Below are 20,051 nucleotides of genomic sequence, written 5' to 3' on the forward strand. Positions count from 1 at the left end.
TATGTCAACCACATCAGGACGTTTTATTGATTTTATGAACAACCACGTTGCACCAGTTGCAAAACGGATGGAAAATCAACCACATATTTCTGCAATTCGTGATGGTTTTATTGTTGTATTACCATTTTTGATTGTCGGTAGTTTTATCATGATTTTGCTTATTCCACCTTTTGATGAGAATACGCAAAATGCATTTGGTAAAGCGTGGTGGGAGTTTGCTCGTTGGGCAAGCGACTATGGCTGGCGTTTCTTCCAAATGTCATTTAATGCTATTTCATTATTTACCGCAGGAAGTATTGCATACAACTTGGCTAAAGCTTATAAACGTGAGCCACTGCCTGCAGCGTTCTTATCTGTGATGGCTTTCTTATTGGTCGCTGCACCAGTTAAAGACGGTATGATGGACATTAAATTTTTTGGTGGTATTGGACTGTTCTCCTCTATCTTCATTGCAATTTATACCGTAGAGTTAACACGCTTACTTGAGTATTTGCATATTCGCATCCGCTTACCAAAAGAAGTTCCAACAGCAGTTGCCGAATCTCTCAATATTGTTATCCCAATTCTAGCTGTATTAGTGACACTCTACCCATTTGCCCTTTATGTAGAACACGCCACAGGAACAAATATTCCACAATTAATTATGGACTTTATGGCTCCATTAATTAAAGTGAGTGACTCTCTTGGTGCAATCTGTTTATTCGTATTTGCAACGCACTTATTATGGTTCCTAGGTATTAACGGATCACTTGTATTAATGCAACTTTGGACACCATTCCTATTACAAAATATGGCGGCAAACTTAGCGGCATTACAGGCAGGAGAACCACTTCCATTCATTATTACTAACTCATTTTGGGACTTCTACATTGTACATGGTGCATCTGGTGGTGTTATTGCATTAGCAATCCTACTCGTACGCAGCCGCTCTGCACATTTACGCTCAATTGGTAAAATCGGTTTGGTTCCGTCTATCTTCTCAATTGGTGAACCGATTGTGTATGGTGTTCCAATGGTGGTTAACCCACTATTCTTTATCCCATTAATCTTTGCACCAATGGCAAATGCGATCATCGCTTATCTCATCTTAGACTTTGATCTCATCCACCGCATCTACTTAATGGCACCTTGGACAACCCCTGCACCTATCGGAGCTTATTTGGTATCAGGTGGTGATGTTTGGGCTCCTATCTTAAGCTTGAGTTTAATCATACTCGATATTTTCATTTACTATCCATTCTTCAAAATGTATGAAAAAATCTGTATAGCGAAAGAACAAAACCAAGATGCTGAGTCATTAGAACAAGAACGATTAATGGCAGAAAGAGCAAGAGCTGAAGCTAAATAATCTAAGCTATAAATAACAAGACCTAGCCAAGTGGCTAAGTTTTTTTATGTCTCAAATACTGATTTGATACTCTAAATTTACCTTAATCAATAAAAATGAAAGCGGTACGATTTTGCAAAAAATTTACCAAATCGTACCGCTTGTATCGGGAGAATTAAGCGACTTCGCTTAATTTAACTGGGCGATTTTCTTCAAGAGATTTTTTCGCTGCCAACGCAATTAAGACAGGTTGTAAACCATCGTTACCGTTGACGAGTGTTGGTTTATTGTTTACCACAGAATCAATGAAGCATGCCATTTCATCTGCGAAAGATTGCATATAACGCTCTAAGAAGAAATATTTTGGTTTTTCTGCGATAACGCCAGCTTCACAAGAATATACAGCGGTTGAATCCGTATCGTTACGAGTTTGTACCGCACCTTTAGAACCAAAGACTTCTGCACGTTGGTCGTAACCATATACCGCTTTACGGCTGTTATCAATGACTGCAATTGCACCATTTGCTAGTTTTAAGGTGATCACTGCAGTATCAATATCACCAGCTTTACCAATTTCTGGATTAACTAATACACCGCCAGCCGCAAACACTTCAATCACTTCACTACCTGATAAGTAACGCACCATATCAAAATCGTGAATAGTCATATCAAAGAACATTCCACCTGATACTTTTACATATTCAATTGGTGGTGCATCTGGGTCACGAGAAGTGACACGAATGAGATGTGGTTCACCAATATCACCGTTCGCAACACGGTTTTTAATTGCTTTGAAGTTATGGTCAAAACGACGGTTAAAACCTACTTGGAATTTTACACCTGCTTTTTCAACAGCACTTAATACTTCGTGAATACGTCCCACATCTGCATCAATTGGTTTTTCACAGAAAATATGTTTACCTGCTTGTGCAGCTTCGATTGAAATTGGTGCATGGGTATTGGTTGACGAACAAACCAATACAGCATCAATTTCAGGATCTTGTAGGATTTTTTTGTAATCATCATAGACATTCGGAATGCCCATTGATTTTGCCCAAGCGGTTAATTCGTCAGTGACCTTAATATCTGAAATCGCTTTAATTTCAGCACCTTTTACATATTTTGAGATACTTTCTGAATGTACACGACCGATACGACCTGCACCAATAATACCAACTTTTAACATATTAAACTCCTGCGACTTCACGAATATATTTGCGACCTTTTAAAGCATACTCAAATGGGTTAGCTAATGCTGGATCCTGTTCTGCTTCTACAACCATCCAACCTTTGTAGTCGTATTTTTCAAGAATATCGAAAATTGGTTTGAAATCGATTACACCATCACCCGGAACGGTAAATGTACCTTTTTTCACACCTTCTAAGAAACTTAAATCTTTGGCTTTGACTTCTGCAACAACTTCATCACGTACGTCTTTTAAGTGAACGTGTACGATACGGTGAATATATTTTTCAAGTACAGCTAACATCGCTTTTGGGCAGCCTTCTGAATAGTAAAGGTGGCCAGAATCAAATAATAAGTAAACATCATCATTGACGACAGACATATAGCGATCGACTTCCTCTGGAGTTTGAATGCCTGTTCCCATATGGTGATGTAGGCTGACTTTCATTCCTTTTTCAGCAGCGAGTTTGGCTAATTCATTATAACCCTCAGCTAAACGTTGCCAGTCTTCATCATTGAAAATAGGTTTTTCTTTAAATACTGCTTTTGTTGTACCTTGAATACTACGGCTTTGCTCTGAGCAACCAATCACTTTTGCCCCCATTGCGTGTAGAAAATCACGGTGTTTGATAAATTCTTGAATGGTTTCTTCTCGTTTACCATCAACAAAGAATGTGCTGAACCATGCATTACAAATTTGAATACCACGGACATCTAATTTATGTTTAAGGACAGCAACATCACGTGGATATTTGTTACCTACTTCGCAGCCTGTGTAGCCTGCAAGTGCCATTTCACTCACACATTGTTCAAATGTGTTTTCTGCACCAAGTTCTGGTAAATCATCGTTTGTCCAACCAATAGGGGCAATACCTAATTGAATGTTTTCAGCTTTCATAGTGAAATCCTCATTGAGAAATAAATAGAAAGAGTGTAAGCAGTATGATTTGCAAAAAATTTTACAAATCGTACCGCTTGTAATTAATATTTTCTTGCTTTTGCTAACTGTTCTTTAGAACGTTGATGTGCTTGCTGAATACGTTCACTCGTTGAAACATCAGCAACACCAACGTGCCACCAACAACCATAGCCATGGGCCATTGTTTTTGGTAATACTTTAATATCAATTAACGTAGATACGGTTTGTTGTTTTGCATCAGCTAAGGCTTTGCGTAGTTCATCTTCGGTAGTAACTTTGTAGGTTTTGCACCCATAAGCTGCAGCACACATTGCAAAGTCAACTGGAATTAAGCCACCATTAAGTTGGTTTGTTTCAGGATTGCGGAAGCGGAACTCCGTACCATAGCTACCCATACCGTTACCAACTTGTAAGTTATTAATACAACCATTTGCCATATTATCAAACAACACGACATTGATTTTTTTGCCTTCCTGAATTGAAGTAACGAGTTCTGAGTGGGACATTAAAAACGCACCATCGCCAACTAACACATATACTTCACGCTCTGGTTGTGCAATTTTCACACCAACAGCTGCATTGACTTCATATCCCATACAAGAATAGCCGTATTCAAGATGATAGCTGTCTTCACTCTTACTTAACCAAGTACGTTGTAAATCACCTGGCAAACTACCTGCTGCACCTACGATAACTGCACTATTATCAATCGTTTCATTTACAATACCTAAAACTTGGCTTTGGGTTAGGCAAGAGTTGGTGAGTTTGATAAATTCAGCATAAACGGCATCATGATCAAGATTATCATTAATTTCTGGTACAAATCCGTCAGTAAATTTTACCTGACGTAAGCGTTGTAATTCGTCAGCAAAGTCTGCTTTGGCTTGTTTAATAGCATCTCCCCATTGCGTTTTATAACCTGGTGGTAGCTTATCAATCACTGCATTAATGGATTGTTTCGCATCTGCGGTCACCTGAACACCATCTAATTTATACGCATCAAAACGAGCAATATTAATATTTAAGAAAGCGACATCTGGATTTTGGAAAATCCATTTTGATGATGTTGTGAAATCGGTATAACGTGTACCAATCCCGATAATTAAATCAGCTTCTTTAGCTAAACGGTTAGCAGCTAAACAGCCAGTTTCACCAACACCACCAACATTTAACTCGTGGCTTGAAACAATTGCACTTTTACCTGCTTGTGTTTCTGCAAATGGAATACCAAATTTTTCTGCCAAATGTTGTAATGAACGACACGCTTCAGAATAACGAACACCACCACCGCAAACGATAAGCGGTTTTTTCTTAGAGGTGATTAATTTGACAGCATCAGCCAGCATCTCTTGGGTTGGTGGTGTACGTTCAATGCGATGTACTCGTTTTTGTAAGAAGCTTACTGGGAAGTCATGAGCTTCTGCTTGGACATCTTGTGGTAATGCGATAGTTACAGCGCCTGTTTCAGCAGGATCAGTTAACACTCGCATTGCATTGATACAAGCACTCATTAACTGCTCAGGTCGTTGCACTCTATCCCAATACTTGCTCACTGAACGAAAAGCATCATTAGTGCTAATACTTAAATCATGCGGTTGTTCAATTTGTTGTAACACGGGATCAGGTTGGCGAGTTGCAAATACATCTCCTGGTAGTAATAATAGAGGAATTCGGTTAGATGTGGCAGTAGCCGCAGCTGTGACCATATTGGCAGCACCAGGGCCGACAGAGGATGTACAAGCAATGATTTGTTGACGTTTATATTGTTTGGCAAAACCAATTGCAAGGTGTGCCATACCTTGTTCATTTCGTCCTTGATATAATCTAAGACTGCCTGGATCTTGCTCTAAAGCTTGTCCGATACCAAGTACATTGCCATGTCCAAAAATAGCGGCAATACCGTGAACAAATTTAATTTCTTTGCCATCAATTTCAATATATTGATTATCAAGGAATTTCACAAGTGCCTGTGCCACTGTGAGTTTGATAGTCTGCATACTCCCTCCTAGGTTAGAGATAAAATTAAAGTAGTTTCTCATATTATGAAAAATTTATTTCATTTTATAATATCAAAGCATTTTAGTTAATGATGTGATCTATCTCGCACTTTTTAAACTTTATTCCTTATTGGTTAAAGATTTGACATTGGTCACAAAAATAAATAAAAAATCAAGTTTAATTTGAAATATTCATTTCATTTTGTATAATGATTGAAAATTAAGATCTTTTCAATTATTTTATGGAGGCATTGTTATGGCATACGTTAATCATCAAGATCGCCCTCTTGATGTCATCTGTCTTGGGCGAGTTGCGGTAGATTTATACGGTCAACAAATTGGTTCTCGGCTTGAAGAGGAAATGAGTTTCGCAAAATATTTGGGTGGCTCATCAGGGAATGTAGCGTATGGAACAGCTATTCAAGGACTACGTTCATCTATGTTAGCGCGTGTTGGCGATGAGCATATGGGGCGTTTTCTTCGTGAAGAATTAAATAGTATAGGCGTAGATACTAGCCATTTAATTACCGATAAAGAGCGTTTAACAGGATTAGTGATTCTCGGTATTAAAGATAAAGAAACCTTCCCTTTAATTTTCTATCGTGAAAATTGTGCCGATATGGCGATCAGTAAGGATGATTTCAGTGAAAGCTACATTGCTTCGTCACGTATTTTAGCAATTACAGGTACTCATCTTTCTCACCCTAAAACACGAGAAACAGTTTTAACAGCCTTAGAATATGCAGGTCGTAATGACGTAAAACGTGCATTAGATATTGATTACCGTCCAGTATTATGGGGATTAACCTCTTTAGGTGATGGCGAAACTCGCTATATTGATTCACAGGAAGTGACTAAATCTCTTCAAGAAGTACTTCATCACTTTGACTTAATTGTAGGAACAGAGGAAGAATTCCATATTGCTGGTGGATCAACTGATACCTTAACCGCATTGAAAAATGTACGTCAATTTACACAAGCCGTGTTAGTTTGCAAACGTGGTGCGTTAGGTTGTTCTGTATTTGAAGGTGATATTCCAAATCATATTGATGGCGGATTAAATGTGTATGGTGTACGGGTAGAAGTATTGAATGTTCTTGGTGCTGGTGATGCCTTTATGTCAGGTTTACTAAGAGGTTATGCAAATAACGAAGGATGGGAACAAGCCTGTCGTTATGCGAATGCTTGTGGTGCTTTAGTTGTTTCTCGCCACGGCTGTGCACCTGCAATGCCCACAAAACGAGAATTAGATGATTATCTCAGCCGTGCTGAATCTGTTCCTCGCCCTGATTTAGATGAAAAATTAAATCACTTACATCGTGTTACTACACGCAAAAAACAGTGGGATGATTTATGCATTTTTGCTTTTGACCATCGTAAACAATTAGTGGATATGGCGGCTAAAGTAGGTGCTGATGTTAATCGTATTCCAAAATTAAAACAGTTATTGCTTAAAGCTATGGAGCAAACCGCACAAGCGGAAGGTTTAACCCATGGAAATGCAGGTATCTTAGCTGATACTACATTTGGTCAAGATGCGTTAAATGAAATTACGGGGAAAAATTATTGGATTGCTCGTCCAATTGAAGAACCAAGTTCTCGTCCATTAGAGCTTGAGCACGGTGATTTAGGTAGCCAATTAGTTACATTCCCACGAGATCATGTGATTAAATGTTTAGCATTTTACCACCCTCAAGACAATCAAGAGCTTCGTCAACGCCAAGATCGTAAATTAAAAGAAGTGTATCAAGCCTGTTGCCGTACTGGGCATGAATTGTTGTTAGAAATTATTCTACCAGCAACCATGGATCAAGATGAAAATCACTATAATGAAATGGTAGAACACTTCTATCAATTGGGGATTAAACCAGAATGGTGGAAATTACCAGGTATTTCTGCAGAAGGCTGGGCTAAATTGAGTGAAACAATAGATAAATACGATCCAGATTGCCGTGGTATCTTAATTCTAGGTCTGGATGCACCAACAGAAGTATTTGAAGCGGTCTTCAAAGCATCTAAAGATTGCTCAAAAGTGAAAGGATTTGCCGTAGGTCGCACCATTTTTGGTGAAGCATCAGAAAAATGGTTAGCAAATCAGCTGAATGATCAAGAGTTAATTGATGCAGTTGCGTTACGTTATCAAACTCTGATTCGTTATTGGAAGCAACGCTAATTTTGCATACTAAATAAACATAAAACACCCCTAATATGATAAATATTAGGGGTGTTTAGCCTGCTGACAAACCATATATTAGATGGATTGAATATTGTAGGGTGGGTTTTAACCCACCAATAAAATCAATATGTTACGGTTATATGGTGGGTCAAGACCCACCCTACAAGCTACTTTGTCAATAGCCTGAACACCCCTAATATAATAAATATTAGGGGTGTTTTGATTTAAAAAGCAACAAAATACAGTATAATTGTGCTTAATTTGATAATAATAATCTGAATGAAATGAATGAAGAAACCCAGTTAACCCATTTTCAAAATGAAGTTCGTAAACAATATGACTCGTTAAGCAAAAGACTCAAACAAGTTGCACAATATATTTTAGACAATGGAGATAGTGTAATTTTTGACACCGTTTCTGAAATTGCTGAAAAAGCACAAGTACCGCCTTCGACCCTAATCCGTTTTGCGAATGCTTTTGGCTTAAGTGGATTTAACGATATAAAACAACTCTATCGACAAAATTTGATGGAAGGAACAACAAGTTATACTGAGCGAGTTCAACTTTTTCGTCAAATAGAACCTAAATTAAATGAATCCAAAGGCGATCATACAGATGTCCTTCGCTTATTTATTCAAGGAAATAATCAAGCTCTCGCTCAACTAGCCAATCAAATTACCGAAGAACAATTAGAAGCCGTTACAAAAATTCTAGATAATGCAAACCGTATTTTTATTGTTGGTTTAAAACGATCTTTTAGTATCGCAAGTTATCTAAATTATGCCTTAAGCCATTTGAATTACGACGTATTTTTAATTGATGGTTTAGGTGGTATGTTTAGTGAACAACTAAATAGGATTAGAGAAGGTGATGTCGTTATTGCAATCAGTTTTTCACCCTATGCGACAGAAACAATATCTGTACTAGACGCAACTGCTCGCACAGGTGTAAAACACATAGCTATAACAGATAGCCAACTTAGCCCACTGCTTACATTCAGTGATGTTTCTTTTATTATTAAAGAAGCTCAAATTAGCGGCTTCCGTTCACAATGTGCCACAATGACATTAGCTCAAACTATAGCTGTTTCATTAGCCTTAAGAAAAGCTTCATAGTAAAAGGGCGAGTAATTTAACTACTCGCCCTTCTAACATAACATCAAATTAATGTTTCTCTTCAACTCTCAATCCATAAGTTGAGAATTTGCCTAAAACGACTTTAATTTCTTCATCAGAAAGAACTGGTACATCTGGTGTCGTTGCCAATAGTTTCAGATACCATTGGGCTAACACTTCAACTTCGTGAGCCACCCAAAGGGCTTTTTCCAGATTGACTTCAGCAGCAATCATTCCGTGATGTTGTAATAAAATCGCTTTGCTTTTTGCGATACCTTGTTTTACATATTCCGCAAGTTGCCAAGTACCGAAAGTAGCATAAGGCACACACGGAACGTGATTTGTTCCCGTAACGCCAATCATATAATGAATAGCTGGAATATCTTTATTTAAGATAGATACACCTGTGCAGTTGATAGCGTGGTTATGCACCACTGCATTTAACTCTGGACGAGTTTGGTACACAGCAAGGTGAAATTGCCATTCACTTGACGGCAGTTTTCCAGCTTCAAAATTGCCTTCGTTATCTACATAGACAATGTCGTCTTCTGTCATTTTTTCATAAGGCATACCTGATGGGGTGATCAGCATACCGTCTTGATAACGGACACTGATGTTTCCTGCCGTGCCTTGGTTTAACCCCAAACGGGTCATTTCCAAACAGGTGTCAATAATTTTTCTCGCTAATGTTTGACGATTCATACTCTCCTCCTAATCTGTTAAAACTGGGGTAACGCCTTTTTTCAAGATGATGTTACCGTATTTGGCTAATTCGCCTGTAATCACTACGGCATAAGCGGTTTTTGCTCGGTCGTAAAAGGCGAAGCGTTCAACACGCTCAACAAGCGGTGCTTTTCCGTTAATTTTTGTGATTGCAGCAAGATAGCGTTCTTCCACCGCTGGATCAAGGCTGTCGCCAGGTACGGCTTGCATCATTGCCAGTGGACGTTCGACATATTGGTCATATTCAAATAATGGGGTGATCGCTTCAAGTAAGGTGGCAATTTGAATGCCATCTGCACGGATCACTTTATGATGTAATTGATGTGCAGGAAAATGGGCATCTGACAACACGATCTCATCGCCGTGCCCCATCTCTGCAAGCACTTTCAGTAATTCAGGGGAAAGTGCGGGGTGAATGCCTTTTAACATATATTCTCCAAATCTTTGTAGGGACACACTGCGTGTGTCCGTTGGATATGATTTTATTTAAGTGGACACACGCAGTGTGTCCCTACATCTTTATTGATAGATTTTCACATTCCCACTCGGCTCAACCCGTTTAAACGTGGGTTTCATTGCCTGTTGAGCTTGTTCGATATTCTCGAATACGCCTGCACCTGTGAGCGTGAACATCGCTGCACCTAACACTGTGGTTTCGGACATATCAATGACATCAATTGGGCGGTTAAGCACATCGGCACGGATTTGGTTCCATAAGCCGTTTTTTGAACCACCACCAATACAGATAATACTTTCTGCATTGAACTGTCCGACTTGTTGCAATACATCAAGTCCAGCTTTTAAGCGGTGAGCCATATATTCCAAACCTGCATGATAAATTTCGCCCCGTTGGGTGTGCATTGATAGCCCTTCGATTGAGCCTGTTTGTTGGCTGGTACCGTCAAAATTGCCGACTAGTTTTACGCCGTTCGAACCTGCTGGAACTTGTGATCCCTCGTTAATCATCGTTGGATAATAGTCAGCTGTGCCTGCAACATCGCTAAAGAAGCGTTTACCGAGCCACTCCATAATACCTGAGCTGACCCATTGCACGCCTGGGTTGAAATAGCCTGCTTGGCTGTCAAATTCAATGGTTAAGCCATCTTTGACGTATTGCCATTCCGGTTTGGCTTGTTGGGTGCGAGCCATTAAGATTTCCCAAGTGCCAGAACTTAACATTGGTTGGTTGTAGCCTGCGCCTGAGCCGAAGATCGCAAACTGGGTATCGTGTCCGCAAGAGAGAACAGGAATATCCGCCGATAAACCAAGCTCTTCAGCAAGTGTAGGCAGTAATGTGCCGATTTTTTCCCCTGCACTTTTCATCGGTGGAAAATGGTTTGCCGTTAAGCCCAACACATCTAACACTTCGCTATCCCACGAGTCGCTTGCAATGTTGGTCATCATTGATGTACCAGCCATTGTTCTGTCGGTGCTTTGTACACCCGTTAAACGATAAGTGAGAATGGAAGAAATAAACAAGAAACTCTCCGCTTGTGCGTAAAGTTCGGGTTTATGTTGTTTCAACCAAAGCAATTTGAATAACGTGTTGAAGCTGTAATGCCCCACGCCGTTGCGTTGGTAGAGTTTTTCCACATTGAGATAATCGCCGAGCGCTTGCATGATTGGCTGAGTGCGTGGGCATTTCCACGAAATAATCGGGTAGAGCTGTTTGCCGTGTTTGTCAAAAATCGCCCCGTCCACCCCAAAGGTCGTAACCGAAATCCCGACAATATCTTGCCGTTGTTCAGGGGTAAGCTGTGCAAGGGTTTGTTTGGCACAGGTCATTAGTTTTGACCAGATCTCATCAATATCCCAAATGTGATAGTCGGTTGCTTCTTCACCTTGTTGGGTATTGTTTGCAATGTGATGTACCGCCAGTAATTTGCCGTGATGATCCATTGCCACTGTGCGTAAATTGGTTGCACCACAATCGAAGATAAATGCGATTGGCATAGTGTTCTCCTTTTTATTTGAAGAACGGACGCCAAGCGTGGCGTCCCTACATTTAAACAAATGTAGTTTGTTCAAATGTCTATTAACGCTTATTTGTAGGGACGCTACGCTTGGCGTCCCATACCAAGATATTAACGATAAAGCGGTCCAAAGTTCGCACAAGCACGGTAATCTTGACCTTCTTTATCTTGTCCGAACATACTCCACGCACTTGGGCGGAACACATCTTTATCTGCCACGTTGTGCATATTGACTGGAATACGCAACATTGAAGCAAGGGTAATTAAGTCCGCACCAACGTGTCCGTAGGTGGCAACGCAGTGGTTCGCTCCCCAGTTTGCCATTACAGAGTAAACATCGGTAAACGCACCTTGTCCTGTCAAGCGTGGTACAAACCAAGTGGTTGGCCAAGTTTCATTTGTCCGTTTGTTGAGAATGTCGTGGACGTGTTCAGGTAAGTCGATAGACCAACCTTCCGCAATTTGTAGTACAGGGCCGACACCTTTCACGAGATTGATGCGGTGCATCGTAAACGGCATTCCGCCTTTGGTGAGATATTGTGAAGATAAACCGCCGCCACGGAAGTATTCATAAACCGCTGGGCACCAACGGGTATTTTCTAAGCAACGTTTACCATCTTCTTCTGTCACTTCCCAGTACGGTTTAATCACAGGTTTGCCGTCCTTGTCGGTATGTTGTCCTGTACCGTCTAACGCGGCTGAACCTGAGTTGATTAAGTGGATAAAGCCACTTTCTGGTCGCCAGCCTGTTACACGTTCTACGGAGTCTTGGCTCCAGTAAGTACGCACATCGGCAAAGATTTGAGCTTGACCGGTTAAGAGGTTACCGAACAACATATTAACTGCATTGAGCGAGTCGTTTTCGGTCGCAAGAATATATGGAGGACGCACGCCGTTCCAGTCATAAGTAGAGTTGAGTAAGGCTTCCATAAAGTCGCCGTTCGGGCTGTGGTCTGTCCAATGGCGTTGTCCTTGGAAACCAGCGGCAATCGCATTATGACCTAAGGCTTCTTCACCAAAATTGAGTTCAGCCAGTTTTGGATTGCCCACCATTAAATCACGGGTGATAATGGTCATTTTCACCAAGGTTTCACGCAATTTAGCTTTCTCTTCCGCACTCATTTGGTTTTCAGGCGCATTGACATCCACACCTTCAATGCAGAATTCATTTGCCCATTTCAATGCCAACTCATACTCTTCTTTGTCGTAAATACCACGTTCCATACGGCGAGTGAGTTCAGACATATCAACATATTCGTTACGCATACCCAAGTAGTCTTGGAAGAACTCTTGATTAACGATAGAGCCTGCAATACCCATCGATACAGAACCGATAGAGAGATAAGATTTACCGCGTAAGGTCGCCACCGCTAAGCCTGCACGAGCAAAGCGAAGTAATTTTTCACGCACATCATCAGGGATAGATTGATCGCTCGCTTCTTGCACTTCGGTGCCGTAAATAGAGAACGCCGGCAAGCCCATTTGGTTATGCCCTGCAAGTGAAGCCGCTAAATAAACTGCCCCTGGACGTTCAGTTCCGTTAAAGCCCCAAATCGCTTTTGGCATATGCGGATCCATATCAATGGTTTCAGAACCATAGCACCAACAAGGTGTCACGGTAATCACCGCACCAACATTTTCACGTTTAAATTTTTCGGCACAAGCAGCTGCTTCAAATACACCACCGATACAAGTATCGGCAATCACACATTCGACAAAATCCCCATTTGTATGGCGAACTTCTTGGCTAATGAGCTTCGCCACCGCTTTCGCCATATTCATTGTTTGATCTTCTAATGATTCACGCACCCCAAGACGACGACCATCAATGGTTGGGCGGATACCAATTTTTACTGGAGTTGATTTGAGTTGAGTCATAAAAATCCCCTTAATTAACTGGTTAAACTGACGAGGATATTTTGCTACTTATTGACGATGAAAAAAGAATTTTTACGAAATTTGTGCAGATTTTGTGAATTGCCTCACAAAAAGCCAGCCCTAAGCGGTAAGATTGAGTAATTTTTTTACAATTTACTTGCCCGATTTGGTGATAGAAAGGGGAAAATCGGGCATCTTTTCAACATAAAATAAATATAATAATATGCACACTAATTTCGTTTTAAACCGAAATTGGTATCAAATATTGATAAATCTATTTGATAGGTTTTATTTTCATCTTAACAGGAGTTTTTTATGAGTAATTTGAAAGTAGGAGCTTTATGCCTTACTGTATTAACATTAGTCGGATGTGCTACTGAAAATTCAAAAGTAATTACACCAACATCAACTCAGGCAGCGACAACTGCAAGTCAATATAAAGGCGTAAAATCAGTTATTTCAGTAGGAAAATTTGATAACAAATCAAGTTTCCAAAACGGAGTTTTCTCTGATGGTCCTGATCAATTAGGTAACCAATCAAAAACAATTTTAATCTCTCATTTGCAACAAACTGGTCGTTTTTCTGTGGTTGATCGTACAAATATGAGTGAAATTGCTTCTGAAGCAAAAATCAAAGGTAAAAAACAAAATCTAAAAGGTGCAACCTATGTGATTACTGGCGATGTTACAGAATTTGGACGTAAAACCGTAGGCGATCATCAACTATTTGGAATTCTAGGTAGAGGAAAAGAACAAGTAGCCTATGCAAAAGTGACCTTAAACGTCGTTAACGTAGAAACATCGGAAGTTGTTTACTCCTCACAAGGTGCTGGTGAATATAATTTATCAAACCGTGAAGTGCTAGGTTTTGGTGGAACTGCAAGCTATGATGCAACACTAAATGGAAAAGTTCTTGATCTTGCAATTCGTGAAGCTGTAAATAACCTTGTAAATGGTATCGAATCTGGCTCTTGGCAGCCATCTCACTAAGGAATCAATATGAAAAAAATAAAATATACTATTTTCCTTGTTAGCTCTATCATTTTATCTGCTTGTTCTTCTAATAATGTAAATAAAGATATTTACTATTGGGGAAATTATTCTGATGTTATATATCATTATTATAATGAACCTGGTGATTTTGGTAAGCAAGAAGAAAGTTTAAATCAAATTATTGCTGAAGCAGCTAAACATCAAAAAACTGTTGCACCCGGTGTATATGGGCATTTAGCTCTTGTTTTATTAAAACAGGGAAAACAAGCTGAAGCTCAAACAGCTATGAAAAAAGAGCAGGAATTACATCCTGAAAGTACAACGCTTATGCAATACCTACAACGTAAAAAATAGGGATCATCTATGAAAAAATTGTTTGTTTTATTAACAAGTTTAATATTATTAGCTGGCTGTGCTAAACAAAAAGTGGATTCTTATGATTATACTGAGTTAAAAAATAGCAAACCAAAATCAATTTTGGTAGTGATGCCAACAAATAGCTCTGTAGATGCAAAGGCGGATATAAGTGTTCTTGCTAGAGCAAGCTATCCTTTAGGTGAGCTAGGTTACTATGTTTTTCCTGTTGCATTAGTTGATGAAATATTCAAACAGAATGGTTTAACTGATGGGAATGCAATCCGCTCAGCAAAAACAAACAAAATCCGTGAAATTTTTGGTGCAGATGCGATCTTCTATGTGAATGTTGAGGAATATGGCACGAGCTATAAATTAATTGATAGCGTAACTAAAGTATCCTTAGAAGGAAAACTAGTTGATCTCAAGACAGGAAAAACCTTATGGGAAGGGATTGGTTCTTTCGCACAAGGATCATCAAATAGTAATGATGGTCTGCTAGTGATGCTAGTTAAAGCAGCTGTGAGTCAAATAATGGATACCAGTAAAGATAAAGGGTATCAAATAGCAGCACCTGCAACATCAAATCTTGTTCACTTAGGGAAAAACGGTGGTTTGCTTATTGGACCAAAACATCCTGATTACAACAAGACTCAAGTAAGTAAATAGCAGACTTAAAACAAAATTGCCTTGTTTCTAAACCCAGATTTATGATTAGCGGAATAAAGAAGCAGGGCAAAATTTGAGCATTACATTATTATTTTACTTTAAATAGTTATATTAATTTGATGTTGCCTACAAAGCATCTGAATAGAATCAGGAGGGGAACGATTCGTAAATAAATGGTGAATTGTAGAAAGATCACAAAGTTGTATCAGATCTTTACGTTCAAATTTTGAATGATCCGCCAATAAAAATACTTTCTTACTCGCTGCTAGCATTTTTCGTTTAGCTATTGCATTCATTTCATTAGATTCCCACACAATACCGTCTGCAATACCGGTGCAAGAAAAAATGGCAATATCTATATTTAAACGAGATAGTATATGTCCCGAAAGAGAGCCATAAAATGCATCATATTTCGCTGAATACACACCACCTGTTGCAATGATCTCAATGCTGGTTTTATTTGCCAATGCTCTAATATTGTGCATAGAACTTGTGACAACTGTACAAGGTAGATCAGGTAAGAGTTGTGCAAAATTCCAGCTACTTGAACTCGCATCTAAACCTATCACAGCTCCAACAAAAAAATGCTCTAATGCATTTTCTGCAATAGACTTTTTCACGTTACTATTCATTCTGCGACGAACATCAAAAGAACGACCTATATCACGATTTTTATGGCTTACCGCACCGCCGTGAGTTCTATACAATAGACCTTCCTTTGCCATTTTATTCAGATCACGGCGAATAGTTTCCAAAGAAACGTTGAGATGTGTTGCAAGCTCCTGCACGCTCGCTTCTTGATAGGTTTCAATGTAAGTTAAAATTAATTGCTGACGATGTTGCATAAAGTTTATCCATAAACAACTGAACTGCACAAATTTTAGGGATTTTTTTCTAAAAGAGAAGCTAATCCATTAAAAACTGTGAGTTGTGTCACATTATAAATAGAATAGATATTGTTCAAAAAAAGGGAAAAGTAATTCATTTCATCTGTGGATAACTCTCTTTTTTCCTGTATTTATCTTGAGATCTATTCTTGAATAACTTATCAAAAAATATCATCTGTGGATAACTTACCACTTTATCCACAACTAAGATCTTACTCTTTTTCAAGATCATCACAATCGTTTTATCTTTAGATCTTATTGAATTTATTACATATTTATTAGTTATTCACAGTTCTTCGTAAGACTAATAACTACAATAATAAAGATCTTTATATAAATAGATCTTTTTTTATTAAGATCGGCGATCATTATCAAGACCCTATTCACCTTAGATCAAAACCTTTTTTCAGATCTTGCTTTTTTCAGGTAGAATAGACAAATTTTCATTTAAACAGAATTTAATCAAGGCAAATAAGATGATTTATCGTGAAATATACGATGTGATCGTAGTTGGTGGAGGACACGCTGGTACTGAAGCAGCACTAGCCCCTGCGCGTATGGGTTTAAAAACCTTACTTTTAACACACAATGTAGATACCTTAGGACAAATGTCTTGTAACCCAGCGATTGGTGGGATCGGCAAAGGACATTTAGTCAAAGAAATTGATGCGATGGGCGGTTTAATGGCAACAGCAACGGATAAAGCCGGGATCCAATTCCGCACCTTAAACAGTTCAAAAGGCCCAGCAGTTCGAGCAACCCGCGCGCAAGCAGATCGTGTACTTTACCGCCAAGCGGTGCGTACTGCATTAGAAAATCAACCGAATTTGGATATTTTCCAACAAGAAGTAGTCGATATTCTAGTTGAGAATAACCGTGCAGTCGGTGCGGTAACCAAAATGGGCTTAACTTTTAAAGCGAAAGCGGTCATTTTAACCGCTGGTACTTTCTTGGCGGGTAAGATCCATATCGGTTTAGATAACTACGCAGGTGGACGTGCAGGCGATCCAGCAGCAGCAATGTTGGCTGATCGTTTGCGTGATCTCAATTTGCGTGTAGATCGTTTAAAAACAGGCACACCGCCACGTTTAGATGCTCGCACGATCAATTTTGATGTATTGGCAAAACAGCACGGGGACGAGGTGTTACCTGTAATGTCGTTTATGGGATCCGTTGAGCAACACCCTCGCCAAATTCCGTGTTACATCACTCACACTAACGAACAAACTCACGATTTGATCCGTAATAGTTTAGATCGTAGCCCGATGTACACGGGGATTATTGAAGGGATCGGACCTCGTTATTGCCCATCGATCGAAGATAAAGTAATGCGTTTTAGCGATCGCAACAGCCATCAGATCTACCTCGAACCAGAAGGTTTAACCACCATTGAGGTTTACCCGAACGGGATTTCAACCAGTTTGCCGTTTGATGTGCAAATGGGGATCGTCAATTCAATGAAAGGTTTGGAAAACACCCGTATTATCAAACCGGGTTATGCCATTGAGTACGACTATTTCGACCCACGAGATCTAAAACCAACCCTTGAAACCAAAGCGATTGACGGCTTATTCTTTGCCGGACAAATTAACGGCACAACGGGCTATGAAGAAGCTGCGGCGCAAGGTTTATTGGCTGGGATCAACGCTGGTTTACAAGTACAGGGCAAAGATGCGTGGTTCCCGACCCGCGATGTAGCTTATACAGGCGTATTGGTGGACGATCTCTGCACCTTAGGCACCAAAGAGCCGTACCGTGTCTTTACTTCTCGTGCGGAATACCGCTTGTTGTTGCGTGAAGACAATGCTGATGCGCGTTTAACACCGATTGCCCATCAATTTGGTTTAATTGATGAAGCGCGTTGGGCTCGTTTTAACGAGAAGATGGAAAACATCGAAAAAGAGAAAGCGCGCTTGAAACAGACGTGGACGCACTTACAAATGGCGAACCTTGCGGAAGTGAATGCGTTATTAAATAGCCCACTTGCCCGTGAAGCAAGCGGTGAAGATTTAATTCGCCGTCCTGAAGTGACTTACGAAGCCTTAACTCAAATTGCCCCTTTTGCACCAGCGATTGAAGATAAAGAAGCTGCCGAGCAAGTGGAAATTTCGATTAAATATCAAGGCTATATCGAACATCAACAACAAGAGATCGAACGCCACAAACGCCACGAAAACACCCAAATTCCAGCTGAATTTGATTACGACAAAGTGGAAAGCTTATCTAACGAAGTGCGTGCGAAGCTGATGCAACATCGTCCAGTCTCTATCGGACAAGCCAGCCGTATTTCAGGCATTACTCCAGCGGCGATTTCCATTTTATTGGTGAATTTGAAAAAGCAAGGTATGTTGAAAAGAGGCGAGTTGTAAAATTTGCCAATCATTTCAATAAATTAATCGTAGGGACACACTGCGTGTGTCCGTTCTCAATGTTTTACACATTTTAGATTTTATTAACCCCTTGTGGACACACGCAGTGTGTCCCTACATATTGAATTAAATGTTTCGTGGACATTATACAATTCAACCTTGTTGTAGGGGCTAATCACATTAGCCCCTAATAAATACCGAATAAATTTAATTAGGCAAATATCATTTGCCCCACAGGAAATTGAATGAAAGACAAAGCATTGCCGGAAGGGTGGAATAAAATAAATATAACTAAAGTATTTACCCAAATATCAACAACAGGTAAAAATATCGCAACCAAAGATTGTTTATCTGTTGGTAAATACCCTGTTATTGATCAAGGTGCTGAATATATTTCAGGCTATTTTAACGATGAAACTAAAGTTATTCCTGTTGAAAATAAGGTAATTGTTTTTGGTGATCATACAAGAAATTTCAAATTAATTGATTTTGATTTTATTGTTGGTGCTGATGGTGTAAAAATTTTTCAACCTGCAAAAGATATAGATCCTGATTTTTTTTATTATCAGTGTTTGTCATTAAATTTGCCTAATAAAGGTTATCATCGCCATTTTCGTTATTTGAAAGAGTGTGATTTTATTTACCCTTCTTTTTCCCAACAACAAAAACTCGCCAAAAAATTCACCGTACTTTTATCTCAAGTGGCAGAAATCAAACAACGGCTTGAGAAAATCCCTGCTTTACTGAAAACTTACCGCCAATCTGTGCTGGCAAGAGCTGTTAATGGAGAATTATCGGCGAAATGGCGGGAAGAAAATGGGGTAAGTTTGGAGAGTTGGGTATATGAAAAAGCACAACATATTTGTGATAAAGTTCAAAGCGGTTCAACTCCCAAAGGTAATCCATTTGAGCAAAATGGCACAATTCCTTTTTTGAAAGTTTATAATATAGTAAATCAAGAATTAAATTTTGATTACAAACCTCAATTTGTAACTAAAGAACAACACTCACAGCGTTCAATAACATTACCTAATGATGTTTTGATGAATATTGTTGGTCCGCCACTTGGAAAGGTTACGATTGTTACAAATCAATATTCTGAATGGAATATTAACCAAGCTATTACGCTTTTTAGATGTAATCCTAGAAATTTACATTATAAATTTTTTTACTTTGTCCTTCGAGAAGGTAGATTTATTAGAGAAATAGAACACGATTTAAAAGGAATTGTTGGGCAAATTAATATATCTTTAAGTCAATGTAGAGATATGATTGTTCCTGTACCAACTCTTGAAGAACAAAACTACATCACCCAAGCGGTCGAAAAACACCTAAACTTTGCCAATCAGCTTGAAGCCCAAGTCAATGCAGCTTTGGAACGGGTAAATTTAATGACACAAGCTATTTTGGCGAAAGGATTTCGTGGGGAGTTGTTATAATTGCCAAAATTTTGCCAATAATTTTAAATAAAAACCGAGGAGCGAA

Annotated in this window: 16 protein-coding genes; 8 read left to right on the top strand and 8 right to left on the bottom strand. The window is 39.3% G+C overall.

The annotated features are described in order from the left end of the window. Window position 1: 1 nt before the first annotated feature. Entirely contained in the window at window positions 2–1,348 is a 1,347-nt protein-coding gene (locus tag B0183_RS06330) for a PTS sugar transporter subunit IIC (protein ID WP_051453320.1), read from the top strand. A gap of 154 nt (window positions 1,349–1,502) precedes the next feature. Here the strand turns inward: B0183_RS06330 and iolG are convergent, their stop codons facing one another. The 3 genes from iolG to iolD all read right to left on the bottom strand — a co-directional run bounded on the left by iolG (window position 1,503) and on the right by iolD (window position 5,429). Next, window positions 1,503–2,513, bottom strand: coding sequence for an inositol 2-dehydrogenase (iolG, locus tag B0183_RS06335; protein WP_005710935.1), 1,011 nt, complete (start codon window positions 2,511–2,513; stop codon window positions 1,503–1,505). Window position 2,514: 1 nt separating this feature from the next. Beyond that, a complete protein-coding gene (gene iolE / locus B0183_RS06340; RefSeq protein ID WP_078208531.1) occupies window positions 2,515–3,411 on the bottom strand; it encodes a myo-inosose-2 dehydratase in 897 nt (298 codons plus the stop codon). A gap of 83 nt (window positions 3,412–3,494) precedes the next feature. Beyond that, window positions 3,495–5,429 (bottom strand): 3D-(3,5/4)-trihydroxycyclohexane-1,2-dione acylhydrolase (decyclizing), encoded by a 1,935-nt coding sequence (gene iolD, locus B0183_RS06345; protein ID WP_078208532.1) that lies wholly within the window; start codon window positions 5,427–5,429, stop codon window positions 3,495–3,497. Between the two features lie 256 nt (window positions 5,430–5,685). Here iolD and B0183_RS06350 point away from each other — a divergent pair, with 256 nt between their 5' ends. Further along, window positions 5,686–7,602, top strand: a complete 1,917-nt coding sequence (locus B0183_RS06350; RefSeq protein WP_021110162.1) for a bifunctional 5-dehydro-2-deoxygluconokinase/5-dehydro-2-deoxyphosphogluconate aldolase — start codon at window positions 5,686–5,688, stop codon at window positions 7,600–7,602. Between the two features lie 287 nt (window positions 7,603–7,889). After that, the gene (locus B0183_RS06355; RefSeq protein WP_021110161.1) at window positions 7,890–8,720 is read left to right on the top strand and encodes a MurR/RpiR family transcriptional regulator; all 831 of its coding nucleotides are present in this window, start codon (window positions 7,890–7,892) and stop codon (window positions 8,718–8,720) included. Window positions 8,721–8,768: 48 nt separating this feature from the next. Here B0183_RS06355 and fucA read toward each other — a convergent pair whose 3' ends face one another. From fucA to fucI, 4 genes are all read right to left on the bottom strand, one after another. Continuing rightward, a complete protein-coding gene (gene fucA, locus B0183_RS06360) occupies window positions 8,769–9,422 on the bottom strand; it encodes an L-fuculose-phosphate aldolase (protein ID WP_021110160.1) in 654 nt (217 codons plus the stop codon). A 9-nt stretch (window positions 9,423–9,431) separates the two neighbouring features. Beyond that, window positions 9,432–9,872, bottom strand: a complete 441-nt coding sequence (gene fucU / locus B0183_RS06365) for an L-fucose mutarotase (RefSeq protein ID WP_071610615.1) — start codon at window positions 9,870–9,872, stop codon at window positions 9,432–9,434. A gap of 90 nt (window positions 9,873–9,962) precedes the next feature. After that, window positions 9,963–11,396 carry an L-fuculokinase gene (gene fucK, locus B0183_RS06370; protein ID WP_078208533.1) on the bottom strand — a complete coding sequence of 478 codons (1,434 nt, stop codon included), beginning with the start codon at window positions 11,394–11,396 and terminating at the stop codon, window positions 9,963–9,965. A 131-nt stretch (window positions 11,397–11,527) separates the two neighbouring features. After that, a complete protein-coding gene (fucI, locus tag B0183_RS06375) occupies window positions 11,528–13,294 on the bottom strand; it encodes an L-fucose isomerase (protein WP_021117593.1) in 1,767 nt (588 codons plus the stop codon). Between the two features lie 315 nt (window positions 13,295–13,609). On the opposite strand from fucI, the gene B0183_RS06380 reads away from it, so the two are divergent. Genes B0183_RS06380 through B0183_RS06390 form a run of 3 tightly spaced genes read left to right on the top strand, consistent with a single transcriptional unit; the run spans window position 13,610 to window position 15,310 of the window. After that, window positions 13,610–14,284, top strand: coding sequence for a CsgG/HfaB family protein (locus B0183_RS06380; RefSeq protein ID WP_021111421.1), 675 nt, complete (start codon window positions 13,610–13,612; stop codon window positions 14,282–14,284). Between the two features lie 9 nt (window positions 14,285–14,293). Next, entirely contained in the window at window positions 14,294–14,641 is a 348-nt protein-coding gene (locus B0183_RS06385; RefSeq protein ID WP_005710916.1) for a DUF4810 domain-containing protein, read from the top strand. 9 nt (window positions 14,642–14,650) lie between these two features. Continuing rightward, window positions 14,651–15,310 (top strand): DUF799 domain-containing protein, encoded by a 660-nt coding sequence (locus B0183_RS06390; RefSeq protein WP_021111420.1) that lies wholly within the window; start codon window positions 14,651–14,653, stop codon window positions 15,308–15,310. Between the two features lie 98 nt (window positions 15,311–15,408). On the opposite strand, the gene B0183_RS06395 is transcribed toward B0183_RS06390, so the two are convergent. Further along, a complete protein-coding gene (locus tag B0183_RS06395; protein WP_021111419.1) occupies window positions 15,409–16,155 on the bottom strand; it encodes a DeoR/GlpR family DNA-binding transcription regulator in 747 nt (248 codons plus the stop codon). A gap of 518 nt (window positions 16,156–16,673) precedes the next feature. Here B0183_RS06395 and mnmG point away from each other — a divergent pair. After that, window positions 16,674–18,566 carry a tRNA uridine-5-carboxymethylaminomethyl(34) synthesis enzyme MnmG gene (gene mnmG / locus B0183_RS06400; protein ID WP_078208534.1) on the top strand — a complete coding sequence of 631 codons (1,893 nt, stop codon included), beginning with the start codon at window positions 16,674–16,676 and terminating at the stop codon, window positions 18,564–18,566. A gap of 245 nt (window positions 18,567–18,811) precedes the next feature. Further along, window positions 18,812–20,005 carry a restriction endonuclease subunit S gene (locus tag B0183_RS06405; protein ID WP_021110155.1) on the top strand — a complete coding sequence of 398 codons (1,194 nt, stop codon included), beginning with the start codon at window positions 18,812–18,814 and terminating at the stop codon, window positions 20,003–20,005. The last annotated feature ends 46 nt before the right edge of the window (window positions 20,006–20,051 follow it).

Origin of the sequence: Glaesserella parasuis (assembly GCF_002015085.1) — a bacterium.
In the GTDB taxonomy this organism is placed as follows: Bacteria; Pseudomonadota; Gammaproteobacteria; order Enterobacterales; family Pasteurellaceae; genus Glaesserella; species Glaesserella parasuis.